The 17510-nt window shown below is 63.0% G+C and carries 13 protein-coding genes; 5 read left to right on the forward strand and 8 right to left on the reverse strand.

What is annotated here, in order from left to right; all coding sequences use genetic code 11:
• Positions 1–210: 210 nt before the first annotated feature.
• The 6 genes from KIH76_RS09270 to KIH76_RS09295 all read right to left on the reverse strand — a co-directional run bounded on the left by KIH76_RS09270 (position 211) and on the right by KIH76_RS09295 (position 7107).
• Positions 211–375, reverse strand: coding sequence for a hypothetical protein (locus KIH76_RS09270; protein WP_219070414.1), 165 nt, complete (start codon positions 373–375; stop codon positions 211–213).
• Between the two features lie 971 nt (positions 376–1346).
• A complete protein-coding gene (locus tag KIH76_RS09275) occupies positions 1347–2315 on the reverse strand; it encodes a family 43 glycosylhydrolase (RefSeq protein WP_214374068.1) in 969 nt (322 codons plus the stop codon).
• A gap of 32 nt (positions 2316–2347) precedes the next feature.
• Positions 2348–3484, reverse strand: a complete 1137-nt coding sequence (locus KIH76_RS09280; protein WP_219070415.1) for a beta-galactosidase — start codon at positions 3482–3484, stop codon at positions 2348–2350.
• Between the two features lie 489 nt (positions 3485–3973).
• Positions 3974–4840 (reverse strand): carbohydrate ABC transporter permease, encoded by an 867-nt coding sequence (locus KIH76_RS09285; protein ID WP_214374066.1) that lies wholly within the window; start codon positions 4838–4840, stop codon positions 3974–3976.
• A gap of 65 nt (positions 4841–4905) precedes the next feature.
• Positions 4906–5847: a carbohydrate ABC transporter permease gene (locus KIH76_RS09290; RefSeq protein ID WP_236036958.1), complete on the reverse strand. Its 942-nt coding sequence runs from the start codon at positions 5845–5847 to the stop codon at positions 4906–4908.
• A gap of 228 nt (positions 5848–6075) precedes the next feature.
• Positions 6076–7107: a LacI family DNA-binding transcriptional regulator gene (locus KIH76_RS09295; RefSeq protein WP_219070416.1), complete on the reverse strand. Its 1032-nt coding sequence runs from the start codon at positions 7105–7107 to the stop codon at positions 6076–6078.
• Between the two features lie 241 nt (positions 7108–7348).
• Between KIH76_RS09295 and KIH76_RS09300 the strand changes: the two genes are divergently transcribed.
• Complete coding sequence (locus KIH76_RS09300; protein WP_219070418.1) at positions 7349–8605, forward strand: ABC transporter substrate-binding protein; 1257 nt, start codon at positions 7349–7351, stop codon at positions 8603–8605.
• A gap of 559 nt (positions 8606–9164) precedes the next feature.
• Positions 9165–10421: an ABC transporter substrate-binding protein gene (locus KIH76_RS09305; RefSeq protein ID WP_219070420.1), complete on the forward strand. Its 1257-nt coding sequence runs from the start codon at positions 9165–9167 to the stop codon at positions 10419–10421.
• A gap of 165 nt (positions 10422–10586) precedes the next feature.
• Here the strand turns inward: KIH76_RS09305 and KIH76_RS09310 are convergent, their stop codons facing one another.
• Together KIH76_RS09310 and KIH76_RS09315 are read right to left on the reverse strand one after the other, a co-directional pair.
• Positions 10587–11966 carry an MFS transporter gene (locus KIH76_RS09310; protein WP_214374062.1) on the reverse strand — a complete coding sequence of 460 codons (1380 nt, stop codon included), beginning with the start codon at positions 11964–11966 and terminating at the stop codon, positions 10587–10589.
• Positions 11967–12013: 47 nt separating this feature from the next.
• The gene (locus KIH76_RS09315) at positions 12014–13354 is read right to left on the reverse strand and encodes an ABC transporter substrate-binding protein (protein WP_214374061.1); all 1341 of its coding nucleotides are present in this window, start codon (positions 13352–13354) and stop codon (positions 12014–12016) included.
• 335 nt (positions 13355–13689) lie between these two features.
• On the opposite strand from KIH76_RS09315, the gene KIH76_RS09320 reads away from it, so the two are divergent.
• From KIH76_RS09320 to KIH76_RS09330, 3 genes are all read left to right on the forward strand, one after another.
• Positions 13690–14667 carry a LysR family transcriptional regulator gene (locus KIH76_RS09320; RefSeq protein ID WP_219070422.1) on the forward strand — a complete coding sequence of 326 codons (978 nt, stop codon included), beginning with the start codon at positions 13690–13692 and terminating at the stop codon, positions 14665–14667.
• A 211-nt stretch (positions 14668–14878) separates the two neighbouring features.
• Complete coding sequence (locus KIH76_RS09325) at positions 14879–16126, forward strand: MalY/PatB family protein (protein ID WP_219070424.1); 1248 nt, start codon at positions 14879–14881, stop codon at positions 16124–16126.
• 384 nt (positions 16127–16510) lie between these two features.
• Positions 16511–17491, forward strand: a complete 981-nt coding sequence (locus KIH76_RS09330) for a uroporphyrinogen decarboxylase family protein (protein WP_219070426.1) — start codon at positions 16511–16513, stop codon at positions 17489–17491.
• Positions 17492–17510: the final 19 nt, after the last annotated feature.

The following is a 17510-nucleotide window of genomic DNA, read 5'->3' on the forward strand; positions in this document are numbered from 1 at the left end:
ACGAGCCATCCGACGAGGCACGCGCTAACACGCCACGTCCGCTCCCACGCGTAGGTTTTCAAACAACACCACGCATGGTGCGAGCGTCAGCGTCGCCACTCAACCCATCAAACAACCAAACACGGTGGACCCGTGCGGGCCAAGCTCTCGGGGCACTGCACGGGCCGTCATCGACCCCGCCAGTTCATACCGCCGGGGCTGAGTGTGTCGCTATTCGCGGCTTTCCTTGTGATACTGCCACATCACGTAGGCCGTCAAGGCCATGCAGATGCAGTCGGCCGTGACCGTATCGATCTTGGCCGAAACGACGATGAACATCACCGTCATGTACCCGAGCATCGAGCCGCCGCGCGGCTCCTCATCCAAACTGCGCATAATCGCGCCTTTCATTAGGGCCGCGCCGCGTAGGACGCGGCAACGTCGCCCGACTATTGTCGGACGGCCGAATCGATTCCTGCTAGAGAACGTCATCGACACCGATCATGATATCGACTATGATGGATGGTGCCGGCGGAAACACTGCTAGCCGCTCCCGCTCTTCAGGCGCGCACGAAGGACTTTTAGGGAACGGGTCGAAACCGGCGGGGTGGCTCCAAACCCATCCCCATTAGAGCCGCAAGGGGTGCCGGATTCATATCTGGCACCCCTTAACTCTTCATAGCACAAGCTCCGACATACCAGCCCTTCTCAGATCCGCCGTAACAAAAAAAGTGACGAACGAACCCGAACCAGCCGAAAACGCGTGATTCAACACCGGACAGGAGCCAAGCGAACACAGGCCAAACCAGTCATCATGACCCAAGCCCGCAACGTCGGCAGAGTTCAACTCCCCCCACTCGCACGCCATTGCCGCAACAAATGGTGACGGGACTCGGCTCACCCCTCCCCTTCCCGGGCATACGGCCGGCATAGAGACCGGAAACGACCGTAAGCCCGGGACACACCCATCGGACACGCAAACCTCCCGGGCATACGGCCGGCATGGAGGTCGGAAACGGCCGTATGCCCGGGAACATGGCCACCACCACGCGCAACTTCCCGGGCATACGGCCGGTTCGGAACACGGAAACGACCGTAAGCCCGGATTCGGGCCCGATCTCGACGGACGCTACCGGGCATACGGCCGGTTCGAGGCGTGGAAACGACCGTATGCCCGGGAGTGTAAACGGCGAGGCATAGCCAACACCAGACAGCAGAAACCAGATCATCACGACCGGTCGGCGGGTCGAAGTCGGCGCAGCCCATAAGCCCCGAAACGAGAGCCCCGAGACGAGACCGACACCGGCGCGCACGGCAAAGACAATATCGCCCGCGAAGTCATCTCCGCGGGCGAGGAACGGGACGCGTCAGAACGTCAACGGCCGGACGTACGAACCGGTCTGGGGATGGATCGGCTCCAAAGATCCGTCGTCGCGATGCACGAGCGGGGCGAAGACGACCTCGCGATGGAATCCGTTGCCGCCCTCCCAGCGGCCGTCCGGATTGTAGGCGAAGCGGTGGTAGGCCACGATCCATTCGTCGGTGCCGGGGATGTTCACGATGTTGTGGTGCCCGGTGCCGTACAGCTTATGCGCGGGGTCGAAATCGATCAACGGCCGCGGCCCGCTCCACGGGCCATGCAGCGACGGAGCCGTCGCGTAGCGCACCTGGTAGTCCTCGTCGTTCGCGTCGTTCTCCGACCAGCTCGCATAGTAGATGCCGCCCCGCTCATGGATCCAGATGGCCTCGCGGAAGTCGCCCGGCACCCACGAGAACGCCTGCGATTCGTCGAACGAGAGGCAGTCCTCGTTCAGCGGCGCGGCCCACGCACGACGGTTGCCGAACAGCAGGTACCGCGTGCTGTCCTTGTCCACGAACACGCCGGGATCGATCGTATGGCACTGGTGCGTGCCGCGCCGCACGATTGGCTCCGGTTCGGGCACGAACGGCCCGTACGGGGATTCGCCCACGGCCGCGCCGATCGACGATCCGGCCACGAAATAGAACACGTACCGGCCGTCCGCACGCCGCACGATGCTCGGCGCCCACGCGCCGTCGGAGCCGTCCCACCACGGCACGTCACGCAGGTCGAGCGCCGGGTAACGCTCCCACGAGGCGAGATCGTCGGACACGTACACGCTGAAGCACGTCGTTCCCCAGTCGTCCACGCCGTCGTCGGTGCAGTACAGGAAGTAGCGGCCGTCGAAGATGGCGAGGTTGGGATCGGCGCAGTAGCGGTGCAGCGGATTGGTGGCGAGCACGGCGTTGTTGACGCGGTGCGGCAGCTGATCGTACGGTACGGCCCGCGCGACCGGCGGCTCGAGAACGGTGGTCATGATGATGGTCCTTTCGTGAAGTCGGCGATCGACTAGCGATCGACCGGCGGCCGGCACGAATCCGGCAGGGTCTTGTCGGCGTTACATGCGCGCAGCACGGCGATCTCGTCGGGGTCGTACGGCGTGAAGTCGGCGTGGAAGATGTCGTGCATCCACAGCGTCTGGTCGACGCTCGGATACGGTTTGATGAAGTCCCACACGACGTTGAGCTGCGATTTGCCGTTGACGAATCCGAAGAAGTAGCTGCCGATCCCCTCGCGCTTCCACAGCGGCAGATGCGTTTCGATGCAGCTCGCGAACGGGCGGTGCATCCATTCGGTGTTGATCATCGGCCGTCCGAACTGTTTGAGCCACGCGATCAGCCGCTTGGAGTGCAGGTAGTCGCCGTAGTAGTGGAACGTGACGATGTCGGACAGTTCGATGCTTTCGCGGTCGATGTCGCCGAAGAAGTGCGGGTTGTTGAGCCACTCGTAGTACGACGCGTCGTCGGGCATCTGCGCGCCCCAGACTTCGGCGGTGAGCGGCTGGCTCACGTTCTCCTCGCGCAGCCATGCGAATGCCTTGCGCATGAGCGGCAGCGACATGCGGTCGCGGCTGGAGTTGCCTACCTCGTTCCACACGTTCCAGATGAGGATACGTGGATCGTCGCCGTAGTGCCGGGCGAGGTCGCGCACGTACCGTTCGGCGACCGGCTGCATGTCGGGTTCGTCGAAGACGCTGTAGCCGACGCGCTTGCCGGTCTGGGTGGCCGTGTCGAACGAGTTCTCGTCGGTGCCGCCGAAGAAGCCGGGCTTGGGTTCGGGCTGCGGCCCGAAGACCGGTTCGCGGTACTGGCTTTTCGGCGGTCGGCAGTCGTTGAAGATGACCGGCATGAGGGTCATGCCGTAGGAGTCGAGCAGGGCGAGGAACTCGTCGAGGTGCGCGAAGAACGCGTCGCGCTGGTGATGCCAGACCTCGAACGGCAGGAAGACGCGCACCGAGTTGAGTCCGACGGATGCGGCGAGGGCGATCTCCTTGGCCGACTCGCGGCGGATCTGTTCGTGACCGTATTCCTGCAGCAGCGCGAACATGCCGCCGAGCGAGGTGCTCGGTGAGAAGTTGCAGCCGGAGATCCAATCGTGGTTGCGGTACCACGACCAGATCTCGGCTTGGGTCCAGCGACGGTTCATTGAAACGCGACCTTTCTTGAACGGTTGTGTTCGGCGGATGTTCTTGGTTTGGCATCTGCTCTACGTGAAACTCGGATACGGATGGCAGCGTGAGAAACGGTCGGCCCGCCGACGCTCCCCCAGTCAGCTTCGCTGACAGCCATCCGCAATTATGGACAGCCTTACGGCTGACTTCTTGCTGGCTCGCCTGTCGGCTCGCGCATCGCCTACAAACAGCTCCGCTGTTTGCTTAACGGCAATGTCCTCAGCCGAGGGGGCCGAGGCTCCGTCAACGTCAGGAGGCTAAGGGGATGGGTTTCCGACGCGTCGCCTGCGGCGCCGCAATGAGGAACTCGCGCCATGCGCGAGATTTGTTTGCTGCTTAACGGCTCGCCTCCGGCCCTGCAATTAAGGACCTCGCTACGCTCGGACTCAATCCGACCTTCACTCGCCTATCGGCTCGCTCAGGCTGACGCTACGGGAAGCCCACCGGGCTTCCCACTTAACGCGTCAGCCCTTAACCGCGCCAGCAGCCAGGCCGGCGACGATCCACTTTTGGCAGAAGATGAAGAAGATGACGACCGGGATGAGGGAGATGACGATGATGGTCATGAACGTGGTCCAGTCGGTGCTGAACTCGCCGACCGCGTTGTAGACCTGCAGCACGATCGTCTTCTTGTCGCCGGAGGACAGGAACACGTTCGGGTTCATGAAGTCGTTCCACGTGCTCAGCGTCTGGAACACGACCACGGTGGTCAGGATCGGGCGGATCAGCGGCAGGATGATCGTCCAGTAGATGCGGAACGGGCCGGCGCCGTCGATGCGCGCCGCCTCAACCAGCTCGAACGGCAGCTTGCGCATGTAGCCGACGATGAGGAAGTAGCAGAACACCGAACCGCCTAGGTACAGCACGACCAGACCGGTGAGCGTGTTGACGAGTCCGGTCTGCGCCTCCATGCGGTAGAGCGGGATCAACGTGGCCTGACCGGGGATGACGAACGCGATCATCAGGATCGCGCCGATCGCGGCGGTGAACTTGGAGTTGCGGATGATCATGCCGTACGCGGCGAGGGAACCGATGAACACCTGGAACGCGACGCCGAGAATCGTCACGTACAGCGTGTTGCCGAACGCCTGCACCAACGGCAGGTTCTCGAACGCGGTGACGTAGTTGCCGAACTGCCATGCGCCTTCCGGCAGCGCAAGCGGGTGCACCATCATGTCTTTCGACGTCTTGAACGTGTTGATGACCACGTACCACAGCGGCACGGCGCAGATCAGTGCGAGCGCGAGGATGACGACCGTGCGCACCCAGTAGCCGACGCGTTCGCGGCCGGACTTGCCCAGTCCCTTGGATTTGGCGACAGTATTGTTCATAACGACCTTCTTGCTTGATGTCTGATTACTGATTTCGATTGCCTGGTTCGATGCGGCGGCGATGCCTACTCGAACCGCTTGGCGATGAGCTGGGAGACGCCGAGCTGGGCGAACGTGACGACGAGCATGGCGATGGCGAACAGCACGGACAGCGCGGAGGCGATGCCATACTCGTTCATGCCGATGCCGCGGGTGATGATGGCCTGCGAGACGGTGTTCGTGGCGTAGCCCGGGCCGCCCTTGGTGAGGGTGAACGGCAGATCGTAGACCTTCAGGCCGCCGGACATGAGCAGGAACGTGGAGGTGACGATGCCGGGCACGAGCTGCGGCAGGGTGATGTGCACGAACTGCTGCATCGGACTGGCACCGTCGACCTGCGCCTGTTCGTACAGGTCGGACGGGATGGACTGCAGGAAGGCCAGGTACAGTGTGGCATGCCAGCCTATCTGGGCCCAGACGGCCACGAAGATCACGCAGAACTGGGCGAGGCGGGAGTTCGACAGCCACGGGATCGGGCCGAGGCCCACGGCGGCGAGGATCGAGTTGATGAGGCCGGACTTGAGCGGCGAGAAGATGAACTTCCAGATCATGCCGAGCACGGCGGCGGACGGCACGGACAGGAAGAAGAACAGCGAGCGCGCGAAATTGCGGCCGAGGAAGCGCCTGTTGAGCTGGACGGCCAGCGGGATGGCGATGACGGTGACCAGCAGGGTGGTCAGGATCGCGTAGGCGAGGGTGAAGCCGAGGCCCTGCAGGATGGAGGAGTCGGAGAAGACCTTGGCGTAGTTCTTGCCGCCGACCCAGTTCGGGTTCAGGTTCAGGCCGTCGAAGTCGGTGAACGAGAAGTACAGGGTCTGCATGAGCGGCACCAGCAGCAGCACCACGAAGCAGGCGATGATCGGCAGGAGGAACCAGAACGCGGAGAGATCCTCCATGAAGTTGCGGTGACGACGGCGCTTGTCGAGATCCTTGTCGCTCAGCACGACGCCGGTTGCTTGATTGCTCATTGTTACTCGATTCCCTGGAAGGTATTGGCGATGGACATCGGCAGTCGGCCGGGTGGGTTGATCGAACCGATCATTTCCGTCTCCTCACTGCGATCAGCGACGATCGCCTCGATGACTGTCTTCTACGAAGCCCATCGATTTGGAACGATTATTTGAACCGTTTCAAACCGTGATGACTCAGTTATACACCACAAGTTTGAATCGTGTCAAACCGTGTCGCGGAGATTGTCATCGACGCGTGGATTCGCGCTGGACGAGATGGAAATCGGCGGTGAGGCGGCGGGGCGGTGCCGGATCGGCGGAGTCCTCGCAGATGCGCCGCATGAGCAGATCAACGGCCTTGCGGGCCAAATCGTCCAGGTCAACGGCAATCGTCGTGAGCGACGGCACGAGATTCGCGCCCGCGGCGATGCCGTCGAATCCAACCACAGCCACGTCGTCGGGCACGCGCACGCCGCAGTCGGCGAGCCCGCGGATGAATCCCATCGCGGTGGTGTCGGTCAGACAGAACGCGCCGTCGAACCGCCGCCCCGAACGCACGAGATCGCGCGCGCACTGCCGCGCATCGTCGGCGTTCCACCGCGTGTGCACAAACCGGGCGGTCACATCGGCGGTCATCATCCCGGCCTCTTCGAACGCGGCCAGACAGCCGCGCATGCGCCTCCCCTCCACTCCGGCGGCGGCGCACGGGTCGCCCAACAGCCCATAGTCCGGCCCGATCACGACGATGTCACGGCAGCCCACATCGATCAGGTGACGGATCGCGGCGGCCGCGCCCTCCACACACGGCGTGTCGACCGAATCGAACACGGGCGCGAGGGAGCTATCGTCGAGCAGCACCATCGGTTTGCCGTGCGAGAGTATCTTGAGCTCCTGATCGCCCACGTTGCCCGGACTGAAGATCATGCCGTCGCACAGCTGGCTGGTCACGCGCTGCAGGATCGAAATCTCGCCTTCCTTGGAATTGGAGGTCTGCTGCACGATCGGCTGGCAGCCGCGACGGGAGATCTCGTTCGACATCGCGGCGCTCATCTCAGCCGGGTACGGGCGGTCGAGCTCGTAGATCGCCACGCCGATCACGCCGTTGCGGCCCGATCGCAGCGATCGCGCGGACAGATTCGCGGTGTATCGCAGTTGGCTGGCCACGCGACGGACCTTGTTCGCGGTAGCCACGGCGATGCGCGGATCGCCACGCAGCGCATAGGAGGCCGTCGCCCGCGACACGCCGGCGGCCCTCGCCACATCATTGATGGTCACCACGTTCGGACTCCTTCTGATCGGCTGTGATTCCTAGGTTTTTCGACCGTTGGGAAACTAGGTTGAATCGTGTCACGTAAGTATCGTACCGCAGAATTTGACACGATTAAAATCGTGGCGTATAACGTTAAATGACAGCTTCGGAACACAGCCACAATCAACAACCAATCCGAAGCGACAGTCATCGCAGTAGATGGCAACCAAGAAGAGGCGATCGCGGACGATCGCAGTGAGGAGAACAGCAATGAAGCGCAACCAGTGGATCAGGACGGCGGTGGCCGCGTTTGCGGTCGGCGCGACGATCATCCCGATGGCGGCATGCGGGTCGACGAGCGGCGGCAACTCCGCGGACGGCAAGACCACGCTGACGATGTTCACGTGGGACAACGACGAAACCATGAAACCGTACATCGAGGCGTTCGAAAAGAAATATCCCAACATCAAAGTCGATCAATCCAGCGCGCCGAACAACGGCGACAAAGACTCCATCCTCAACCAGCGATTCTCCGGCGGCCAGGCACCCGATGTGTTCTTCCTCGGCAGCGCGGCCTCCGACCAGAAGGTCAATGGCGGCCTCGTGCTCGACATTACTGACGAGCCGTTCGTCAAGAACCTCGGCGAGGCGAACAAGGAATACCTCGGCAAGGACGGCAAGGTGTACGGCGTGTCCGTCACCTCGTGGGAATCCGGCATCGTCTACAACAAGGATCTGCTCAAGAAGGTCGGCTATGACGGCATCCCCGAAACGTGGGACGAGTTCCTCGAGTTGTGCCAGAAGCTCAAGGACGCCGGCATCACGCCGCTCCTCGAGCACATCGACGAGTCGCCGCACCTCGTGGCGGCCTGCCTCGGCGGCCAGTACGCCAAGGACGGCAACACCGAGGGCGATCTGAAGATCATCGACGGCACCACCACGTTCTCCAAGGAGTATCCGAACTGCCTCAACCAGTGGATGGAACTGTACAACCGCGATCTCGAGACGCGCGATTCGGTCGGCGTCAGCGGCGAGCAGATCGTACAGCAGTTCAACGCCGGCGAACTGGCGATGTTCATCACCGGCGCATGGGACTTCAAGAACCTGAACGCGGGTGGCCAGAACTGGGCCATGGGCCTCGTGCCGACGTTCGAGGGCGGCGAGGCCAACTACGGCGCGGGTTCGCCATCGCTGGGCTACGCGATCTACTCCAAGACCAAGCACATGGACGCGGCCAAGAAGTGGCTTGAGTTCATCACGTCCAAGGAGGCGCTCGACATCACGGCCAAGTCCGGCAGCATCGTGACGGTCAAGGGCTACAAGCAGGAGGTCGACCCCGGCTACACCGACGTGTACGAGAAGGGCCTGATGGAGAGCAAGTACTACCTGCCGGTGACCCACTGGGGCGCGAAGAACAATGCGATCAACACCGAGTGGACGGCGCAGTTCCAGCTGCTCGTGCAGGGTTCGGTCACTCCTGAGGAGGCTGCGAAGAACATGGACGCCAAGCTCGCCTCGCTGAGCTGAGCGACGATCCGAACTGAATCGACCTAGGGGGCACTCCCCGCGATCACGCATCTAAGGCGGTGTTTCGGTCACCAATGACCGAAACACCGCCTTTTTGCGATGAGGAGTCGCTCCCAAGGGCATGGCCGCGAAGCCGTCGAATTACCGCTACCCCAAAGCGCCCAACCCGTTCTCCGTCATTTCGAACGAGGCGAAGCCGAGTCGAGAAATCTTCCCGAACCATCGGCCGCAGGACCCCGCGACCTCACCTCGTCCGCATCGGCAGAGATACGTCCACGCGACACGCCGACGCGACAGTCCGGCATCATCATCACCGCAATCATCGTTTCCGTTGATTTTCCAAGTCTTTCCGCATGAGACATGCGTTTCGTTTATCGTCACACATCCATCCCGCCACGACGCTGTCCGCCGGCAGGAATTTGACTCGATTCAATCCGCGGGTATATAACTGTACCAACGCAGTTGAAACGGTTCAAATAATCGTTTCAAACTACGGATATCGCAGTGGATATAGTAGCTGAGAATGCGGTCGCGGCAGATCGCAGTGAGGAGAACGAAAATGAAGCGCAACACCTTCGTCAAGACGGCGGTGGCGGCAGTCGCGGCGGTGGCCACGATCGCGCCGATGGCGGCATGCGGTTCCGGCAACAGCGGCACTTCGGCGGACGGCAAGACCACGCTGACCATGTTCACGTGGGACAACGACGAGGCCATGAAACCGTACATCGAAGCGTTCGAAAAGAAATACCCCAACATCAAAGTCGACCAGTCCAGCGCCCCCAACAACGGCGACAAGGACTCGATTCTCAACCAGCGCTTCTCCGGCGGCCAAGCACCCGACATATTCACGCTCGGCAACGCCCGCCATGACCAGAAGGTCAAGAGTGGACTGGTGATGGACGTGACCAACGAGCCGTTCATGAAGAACGTGGCGCAGGCCAACAAGGACTACCTGACCGCCAACGGCAAGGTGTACGGCGTGTCCATCACCTCGTGGGAGTCCGGCATCGTCTACAACGAGGACCTGCTCAAGAAGGTGGGCGCGACCGGCATCCCGTCCACATGGGACGAGTTCCTCGAGCTGTGCAAGAAGCTCAAGGCGGCCGGCATCACCCCGTTCCTCGAACACATCGACGAGACCCCGCACCTCGTGGCGGCCTGCGTCGGCGGCCAGTACGCCAAGAAAGGCAACCAGGACGGCGACGAAAAGATCATCGACGGTACCACCACGTTCTCAGCCGAGTACACCGACTGCCTGAAGCAGTGGTACAAGCTGTACGACGAGGACATCGAATCCCGTGATTCGGTCGGCGTCAGCGGCGACCAGATCGTGCAGCAGTTCAACGCAGGCGAGCTCGCGATGTTCATCACCGGCGCATGGGACTTCACCAAGCTCAACGAGGGCGGCCAGCACTGGAAGATGGGTCTGGTGCCGACGTTCGAGGGCGGCGAGGCCAACTACGGCGCGGGTTCCCCGTCCCCCGGCTATGCGATCTACTCCAAGACGAAGCACGCCGACGCCGCGAAGAAGTGGCTCGAGTTCATGGTCTCCAAGGAGGCGCTGGATCTGCAGGCCAAGGCCGGCAACATCGTCACCGTGCAGGGCTACAAGCAGGACGTCGACCCGGGCTACACCGACGTATACAAGAACGGCCTGCTGACCAGCAAGTACTACCTGCCGGTCAACCACTGGGGACTCAAGGGCAACGCGATCAACACCGAGTGGACGGCGCAGTTCCAGCTCCTCGTGCAGGGCAGCCAGACGCCGGCACAGACCGCCAAGAACATGGACGACAAGCTCAAGTCCCTGTCCTGATCTGACCTCCCTACCTTTCCTTCCTTCCTCCTGGTAAGCGGTGGGTCGGCTCCTTCGGGAACCGACCCACCGCTTTTTGCGTTTAGACTTCCGATACACGCGACGCGAACTCCGCGACACCTCGTCAGCGCAGTGGGACGGCAACACTATGCCGCCCCACGCAAATCACACCGCAGGGTCGGGAATATGGTGGCGGCGGATATAGCCGATGGCGAGCGCGGCGACGACGGCGTTGACGCACAGGCAACCGGCAAGAAACCACAGCATCGCGTGCAAATGGCCGTGCATGAGGGTGGGCGTGAGCAGACCGAACACGGCGATGATCATCTGCACGCCGAACGTGGTCACGCCCATACCGAGTGCGCGGAACCGTGCCGGGAACAGCTCCTGGCACCAGATCTTGTACACCGGACTGCCGTGCAGCATGTTGACCGCGCAGTACAGGAAGTAGCAGACGGTAAAGATCTGCCATTGGCCGCCGGCCAGCGCGACGGCGACCAACGAGATCATGCCGACCGCCAGTCCGCAGTAGATCATGACGTACCGGTGACGGCTGTCGATGAACCGACGGTAGACGAAGATGATCATGAGCATGCCGATGATGTTCGCGAAGAACGCGGCGCCGGTCGCGAAGGCGTTTGACTGACCGCCGACCGACACGAGGAAGTAGTTGAGGAAGCCTCCCCACGTGTTCGCCGGCAGCTGCCAGCACAGGAAGAATCCCCAGGTGATGAGCAGCGACGGAAGCAGTTGCTGCCGGCGCATACGCGCGTTTGCACCGTTCTCGGCGACGTTTGCAGCCGCGCGTGCGGCATCGTCGTCATCACCGGCACGCACGGCCTCCGCGTGCAGCCGCCGCGTTTCGGCCTCCAGCAACGAGTCCTCGAGCCGGTGGTAGCGCACGCTGAACATGCGGATCCCCCACACCGCGAAACACAGCACTACGTTGAACACGAACACGATCGTCACGTCGGCGGCACCGGTCACGGTCGCGGCGAACGCGAGTCCTTCCGCGGCGATCAGGCCAAACAGGCCGGCCATGTCGGAGATCGCGATCACATGGCCGCGCCGGGCAAGCGGCACACGTTCGGCGATCACCGCGAGCACGACCGGGGTGTCGAAGCTGCCGGCCAGTCCGCCAACCATGAGGCCGACCGCGAGCGTGTACTGGTTCGGCGCGAACAGTACGACGAGGTTGCCGATCGCGACGAACAGGATCGCCAGATGATGCACGCGCAGGTTGCCGAACCGGGCGGCGAGGATGCCGCCGAACAGCGCGCCGGCCGCGCCCGCGAGCAGCATGAGCGTGGGCAGCAGTCCGGTGACGAAGTTGCTCAAACCGTACGCGGTCTGCCAGTTGGGCAGGGCGATGCTGGAGCCGACGCCGAACGCGCTGGATGCGAACAGCGAGGCCGAGGCGATCACGCCGAGGATCAGGCAGCGGCGATCGTCGTAGGCGACCTGCGCACTGCCGGACCGCACATCGGACCGTGACGAATCCAGCGTCGGACGGTCCGCATCCGTCGCAGCCACACTTCCCCGCATGTCAGCCGCGCTCCCCCGAGTAACCGTCTCGGGCCTCGTTGCGCGGCTCACTTGAGCGTCGCCAGTTTCTTATCGAGGTTTTCGGCGGTCTGCTGCGGGTTCTGCCGGCCCTGCACCAGCAGCTGGATCTGCGCGACGACCTCGGGGCTCAGGCCGGAGCTGTAGGTGTTCCAGTGCATGATCGGCAGGTAGTAGCGGCTCTTGACGAGGCCGTTCTCGTAAACCTTCTTGTAGTGCTCGTCGACATCCTGCTTAAAGCCCTGCACGGTGACGGCGTTGCCGGCCGCGGCCTGGATCTTGAGCGCGTCGTCGCTAACCATGAACTCGAGCCACTTCTTGGCGGCATCGAGCTTCTTGCCGGTGAGCTTGGAGTAGATCGCGTAGCCGTTGCTGGCCGCGCCCGCACCGTAGCGGGCCTCGGCGTCGTTGAACGTCGGCACGAGATCCATGTCCCAGTTGACGCCGGAGTCGTTGAGGGTCTTGATATCCCACGGGCCGGTGATGTACATGGCGAGCTGGCCGCCGACGAACTGCTGCACGACCTCGTCGGAGCTGACGCCGACCGCGGAACGGTCCTCGATGTTCTCGCTGTACAGGCGGTTCCACTGGGTCAGGCAGTCGGTGTATTCCTTGGCGAACGTGGACTTGCCTTCCACGGTGATGATCTCGTCGCCGATCGAGTTGCCTTTCTTGGCGTACTGGCCGCCGAGGCATGCGGCGAGCAGGTGCGGCGTCTCGTCGAGGTGCTCGAGGAACGGCGTGATGCCGGCGGCCTTGAGCTTCTTGCACAGGTCGAGGAATTCGTCCCATGTTTCGGGGATGCCGGTCGCGCCCACCTTGGCGAGCAGATCCTTGTTGTAGACGATGCCGGACTCCCACGAGGTCATGGACACGCCGTAGACCTTGCCGTCCTTGCTCATCCAGTCGCGGTTCGCGTCGCTCATCTTCTTGACGAACGGCTCGTTGGTCACGTCGAGCGCGTAGCCGTTGCGCACGGTGCGCGTGGTTTTCGCGCCGCCCATGTAGAACACGTCGGGGGCCTGGTTGCCGGAGATGCGCGCGGCAAGCGTGGAGTCCTTGTCGGCGTTGTTCGGCGCGCTGGACTGGTCGACAGTGATGTCGGGGTATGCTTTCTCGAACGCGGCGATATACGGCTCCATCGTCTTGTCGTTGTCCCACGAGAACAGCGTGAGCGTGGTCTTGCCACCGTTTGACCCGGCCGAGGTCGATCCGCAGGCGGCCATCGGGACGAGCATGGCGAGCACGGCGGCGGATGCGACGGCGACCTTGATCGCGCGAGTGCGGCGACGGAGGCCGTGTGCGGACGCCGGGTTGCCCGTTGCCGGGATGACCGGAACGATACTGTTGGGGGTTTCCTTGTGGTTCATGATGCTCTCCTTGGGTTGTGTTCGCGCGAGCGCGCGCAGACTGCCGCAGCCCCGTCGCCACGCCAATCCGATCTCCCGTACACTGCGTCAAACGAAATTGACTCGATTAACTACGGTTTGTTTGACGTTATACCTCACGTAATTCAATCGTGTCAAATCGTTCGTCCATGCCGGCATCGCCGCTATGATCGGGATATCAGGACTGATCCGCCCCGCGTCACGGCACCATCCGCAGCCGCCTCGGTCACGCCGGATCGCCGCAATCATGCGCCCTCGCGAACGACTGACGCACACCGCACGGACGGTCACGGCCACGCATCCATAAGGAGACGAATATGAGCACCGCACCCAGCGCAACCGCCGACGATCGGCGTGTCGAGTGTCCATCATTCGACCCGAACCTGCTGGTCACCATGTGGCACATCGAAACGCAAGGATCACTGTCGGCCGCCGCACGCGCACTCGGCTGGTCGCAGCCGGCCATCAGCCAACAGGTACGCAAGCTCGAACGCGACTGCGGCTGTGCGCTGCTCGAACGGGAAGGACGCGGCGTCAAGCTCACCGCAGCCGGCATGATCCTCGCCAAACACGGCGAACTCATCGCATTGCGGCTCGCGCAGGCCGGCAAGGAATTCGACGAATACCGACGCCGCGCCGACACCACGCTGCGATTGCTCGCGCCGCCGTCGATCTGCTCGACCATCGTCTCGAAGGCGCTCGCCAAGCTCAGCGTCGACTCGCCGATCGACGTGAGCCTCGCGCAGGCCGAACCGCCCGAGGCGATTGAGGCCGTCACGCAGGGCACGGCCGACTGCGCGATGATCTTCCGCTACGACAGCATCCCGCAGTACCTCGTCATCAACGACGACGAACTGGCCTTCGACGACCTCGGTGATGATCCGCTGCTGCTGCTCATGAAAAGCTCGTTCGCCTCGGCCAGGCGGTTCCGCGAGAATGGCACGCCGGTCAAGTTGCGTACGTTCGCACCGTGCAACTGGATCGCCGGCTGCCCGTTCTGCCAGACGAACCTGCTGAGCATGGCCGCGCGCGAGGATTTCAAGCCGAACATCACGTATTGCGTGGACGATTACGCGACCACGCAGAACCTTGTCGCAATCGGTGAGAACGTATCCATCGTCTCCAGGCTTGCCTCGATGGCGCCGTTGCCGGCGAACCTCACGCTGTGCCCGATCGACGACCCGTACGCGCGGCGCAGCGTCGGCATCATCACGCGACGAGGCGATGCGCGACCGGCCGTACGCACGCTGTGCGACGAGCTGCGGTGGGCCGCAGGGCCGCTGCTTGAGCACTGAATGATGCGAAACACCATCCTGAGGCGTTGGAGGGAAGAGATTTCTCCGCTCGGCTATCGCCTCGGTCGAAATGACAGGAAACAAGACGATTGGATAGTCAGATGATCGCCACGCACGACTGCCCGACCTATTCGTTTGCTTATAGGTTGTCTAAGCAACATGCGGACGATCCCGGTGTCGCCCGTGGTCGCGGCGCGCCACAGTAGAAGTCATGGATTACATCAAGGACATCATCGGATTCGACGCACAGGCCATCGATCAGAAAACCGCCGACGAACTCGCGCGCGGCGGCAGCGATAAGTGGTCGCGCTACCCCGGCTGCGTGGGCGCGTTCATCGCGGAAATGGACTTCGGTCTGGCGCCGTGCATCCAGCGGGCCATCGACCAGGCCGTCAGCGAGTGCGCGCTCGGCTATATCCCCTCACCGTGGAAGCGGCAGGTCGCCAAGGCGTGCGCCGACTGGCAGCGCAACCGCTACCGGTGGAACGTGGATGCCGCGCAGGTGCGTGTGGTGCCCGACGTGGTCGAGGCGTTCGAGATCTTCCTGCGCGAGATCGTCGGCCACGGCGGCAGCGTGATCGTGCCGACGCCGGCGTACATGCCGTTCCTGAGCCTGCCGCGGCTGTACGACGTGGACTGCATCGAGATTCCGATGCTGCGCGACGACGCGGCCGAAGACTGGAAGTTCGACTTCGCGGCGATCGAGGACGCGTTCCGCGCCGGCTGCCATGCGTTCGTGCTGTGCAACCCGCACAATCCGATCGGCAAGGTCTGCACGACCGACGAGATGCTGCGGATCTCCGAACTGGCGGAACGCTACGACGTGCGCGTCTTCTCCGACGAGATCCACGCGCCGTTCGTGTTCGACGGCTACCGTCATGTGCCGTTCGCGGCGATCGACGAGACGACCGCGCGGCAGGCGTTCACGGCGACCTCCGCGTCGAAGTCGTTCAACATCCCGGGTACGAAGTGCGCGCAGGTGATTCTGACGAATCCCGACGACGTGGCGATGTGGGACGCGCGCTGCGAGTGGTCGGAGCACCAGACCGCCACGATCGGCGCGATCGCGTCCACGGCCGCCTACGAGGAGGGCGGACTGTGGTTCGACGAGGTGCTCAAGTACGTCAAGCGCAACGCGGCGCTGGTCGACGAGCGGATGCACGGGCAGTTCCCGGGCGTCGGGTACGTGCGGCCGCAGGGCACGTACATCGCGTGGCTCGATTTCAACGGTTTGGAGATCGCCGATCCGGCTCGATACTTCCTCGAGAAGGCCGGCGTGGCGCTGACCGACGGGCGCGAGTGCGGGGCTGCGGGCGCGGGATGCGTGCGTATGAACTTCGCGATGCCGTACCCGCTGCTCGAACGGTGCCTGGACCAGATGGCGGCGGCATTGCGAGCCGACGGGCTGCTGCCGGCGACCGGTTCGCTGAGCCGCGCCGATCTGCGCGACGCCGCGTGAGACGGTGACGTTCGGCCGGCCGGTCAACTATCCGGAATGGGTATGTACCGGCCGACCGGAAATAGGTAGGATGATGCGCATGGGTCTTTTAATCGATTCAAGTAATGATGGGGGCACTGTGGCAAACGTTCGCGATCTACGCGGCGGCCATCCCGCGGCTCGACCGGCAGCTGGCGTAAGCGCTAGTGCCGCATCAATCAGCACACGCGTCATGTCATTTCGAGTGAGGCGAAGCCGAATCGAGAAATCTTTCAGGACCGTCAGTGGGAAGAGATTTCTCCACTCGCTTCGCTCGGTCGAAATGACTAGAAAGACCACGCCGGCCGAAATGACTAGGAAAAATACTGCACATCAACCCAACCAATCCAATCCAAAGGAGCAATCATGGATAAACGCACGCGCATGCTGAACGCAATGAACAACCTGCCGGTCGACCATGTGCCGGTCGGCTTCTGGTTCCACTTCGCCGGCGACGAGGCCACGGGAGAGGCGAACATCGCGGCGCATCTCAAGTACTATCGCGACACCGATCTCGACTTCGTGAAGATCATGTGCGACGGCTACTTCCCGTATCCGATCGACGCGGACGCGATCGCGAACGACGACTGGTCGGCGATCCGCCCGCTCGCGCCAGACGACCCGTACATCACCGATCAGGTCGAACGCGCCAAGCGCATCGTCGAGGCGATCGGCAAGGAACGGTGCGTGTTCTACAACGTGTTCTGCCCGCTGTCGGCGCTGCGGTTCGCGTACGAGTTCGCCGGCAAGACGTACGACGACGTGACGGACGCGCTCAAGGCCACACCGGAACCGGTGATGGCCGCGCTCGACCGGATCGCGGTCACGCAGGCCGAACTGTGCCGCCGCCTGATTGAGGAGGCCGGCTGCGACGGCGTGTACTACTGCGTGCAGGGCGGCGAGGCGGCGCGCTTCAGCGTCGAGCAGTACCACAAGCTCGTCACGCCGAGCGACCTGTATGTGCTCGAGCATGCGAACCGGTATTCCGAGAACAACATCATGCACATGTGCGGCTGGGCGGGCGCGCCGAACCAGCTCGCGATCTGGCAGGACTACCCGGTGAAGACCGTGAACTGGGCGGTGTTCGTGGAGGGGCTGAGCCTGGACGACGGGCGCGCGTTCTTCGGCGGCCGCTCGTGCATGGGCGGGTTCGAGACGCATTGGGATGGCAAGATCCAGCGCGGGCTGATCTACACCGGCAGCAAGGACGAGCTACAACAGTACACGCGCGACCTGATCCTCGACCACGGCAAGCGCGGGCTGATTCTGGGCGGCGACTGCACGATCGATGCGAACATCGACTGGGAACACATCCGCTGGGTCGTCGAGGCCGCCCGCAGCCTGTGACGGTGACTTACCTGTCATT

The organism is Bifidobacterium simiiventris, assembly GCF_019331715.1.
In the GTDB taxonomy this organism is placed as follows: domain Bacteria; phylum Actinomycetota; class Actinomycetes; order Actinomycetales; family Bifidobacteriaceae; genus Bifidobacterium; species Bifidobacterium simiiventris.

Excerpts from the sequence above, each read along its gene's own strand:
- KIH76_RS09270 (WP_219070414.1), bottom strand. The coding sequence starts at position 375 with ATGCGCAGTTTGGATGAGGAGCCGCGCGGCGGCTCGATGCTCGGGTAC.
- KIH76_RS09275 (WP_214374068.1), bottom strand. The coding sequence starts at position 2,315 with ATGACCACCGTTCTCGAGCCGCCGGTCGCGCGGGCCGTACCGTACGAT.
- KIH76_RS09280 (WP_219070415.1), bottom strand. The coding sequence starts at position 3,484 with ATGAACCGTCGCTGGACCCAAGCCGAGATCTGGTCGTGGTACCGCAAC.
- KIH76_RS09285 (WP_214374066.1), bottom strand. The coding sequence starts at position 4,840 with ATGAACAATACTGTCGCCAAATCCAAGGGACTGGGCAAGTCCGGCCGC.
- KIH76_RS09290 (WP_236036958.1), bottom strand. The coding sequence starts at position 5,847 with ATGAGCAATCAAGCAACCGGCGTCGTGCTGAGCGACAAGGATCTCGAC.
- KIH76_RS09300 (WP_219070418.1), top strand. The coding sequence starts at position 7,349 with ATGAAGCGCAACCAGTGGATCAGGACGGCGGTGGCCGCGTTTGCGGTC.
- KIH76_RS09305 (WP_219070420.1), top strand. The coding sequence starts at position 9,165 with ATGAAGCGCAACACCTTCGTCAAGACGGCGGTGGCGGCAGTCGCGGCG.
- KIH76_RS09310 (WP_214374062.1), bottom strand. The coding sequence starts at position 11,966 with ATGCGGGGAAGTGTGGCTGCGACGGATGCGGACCGTCCGACGCTGGAT.
- KIH76_RS09315 (WP_214374061.1), bottom strand. The coding sequence starts at position 13,354 with ATGAACCACAAGGAAACCCCCAACAGTATCGTTCCGGTCATCCCGGCA.
- KIH76_RS09320 (WP_219070422.1), top strand. The coding sequence starts at position 13,690 with ATGAGCACCGCACCCAGCGCAACCGCCGACGATCGGCGTGTCGAGTGT.
- KIH76_RS09325 (WP_219070424.1), top strand. The coding sequence starts at position 14,879 with ATGGATTACATCAAGGACATCATCGGATTCGACGCACAGGCCATCGAT.
- KIH76_RS09330 (WP_219070426.1), top strand. The coding sequence starts at position 16,511 with ATGGATAAACGCACGCGCATGCTGAACGCAATGAACAACCTGCCGGTC.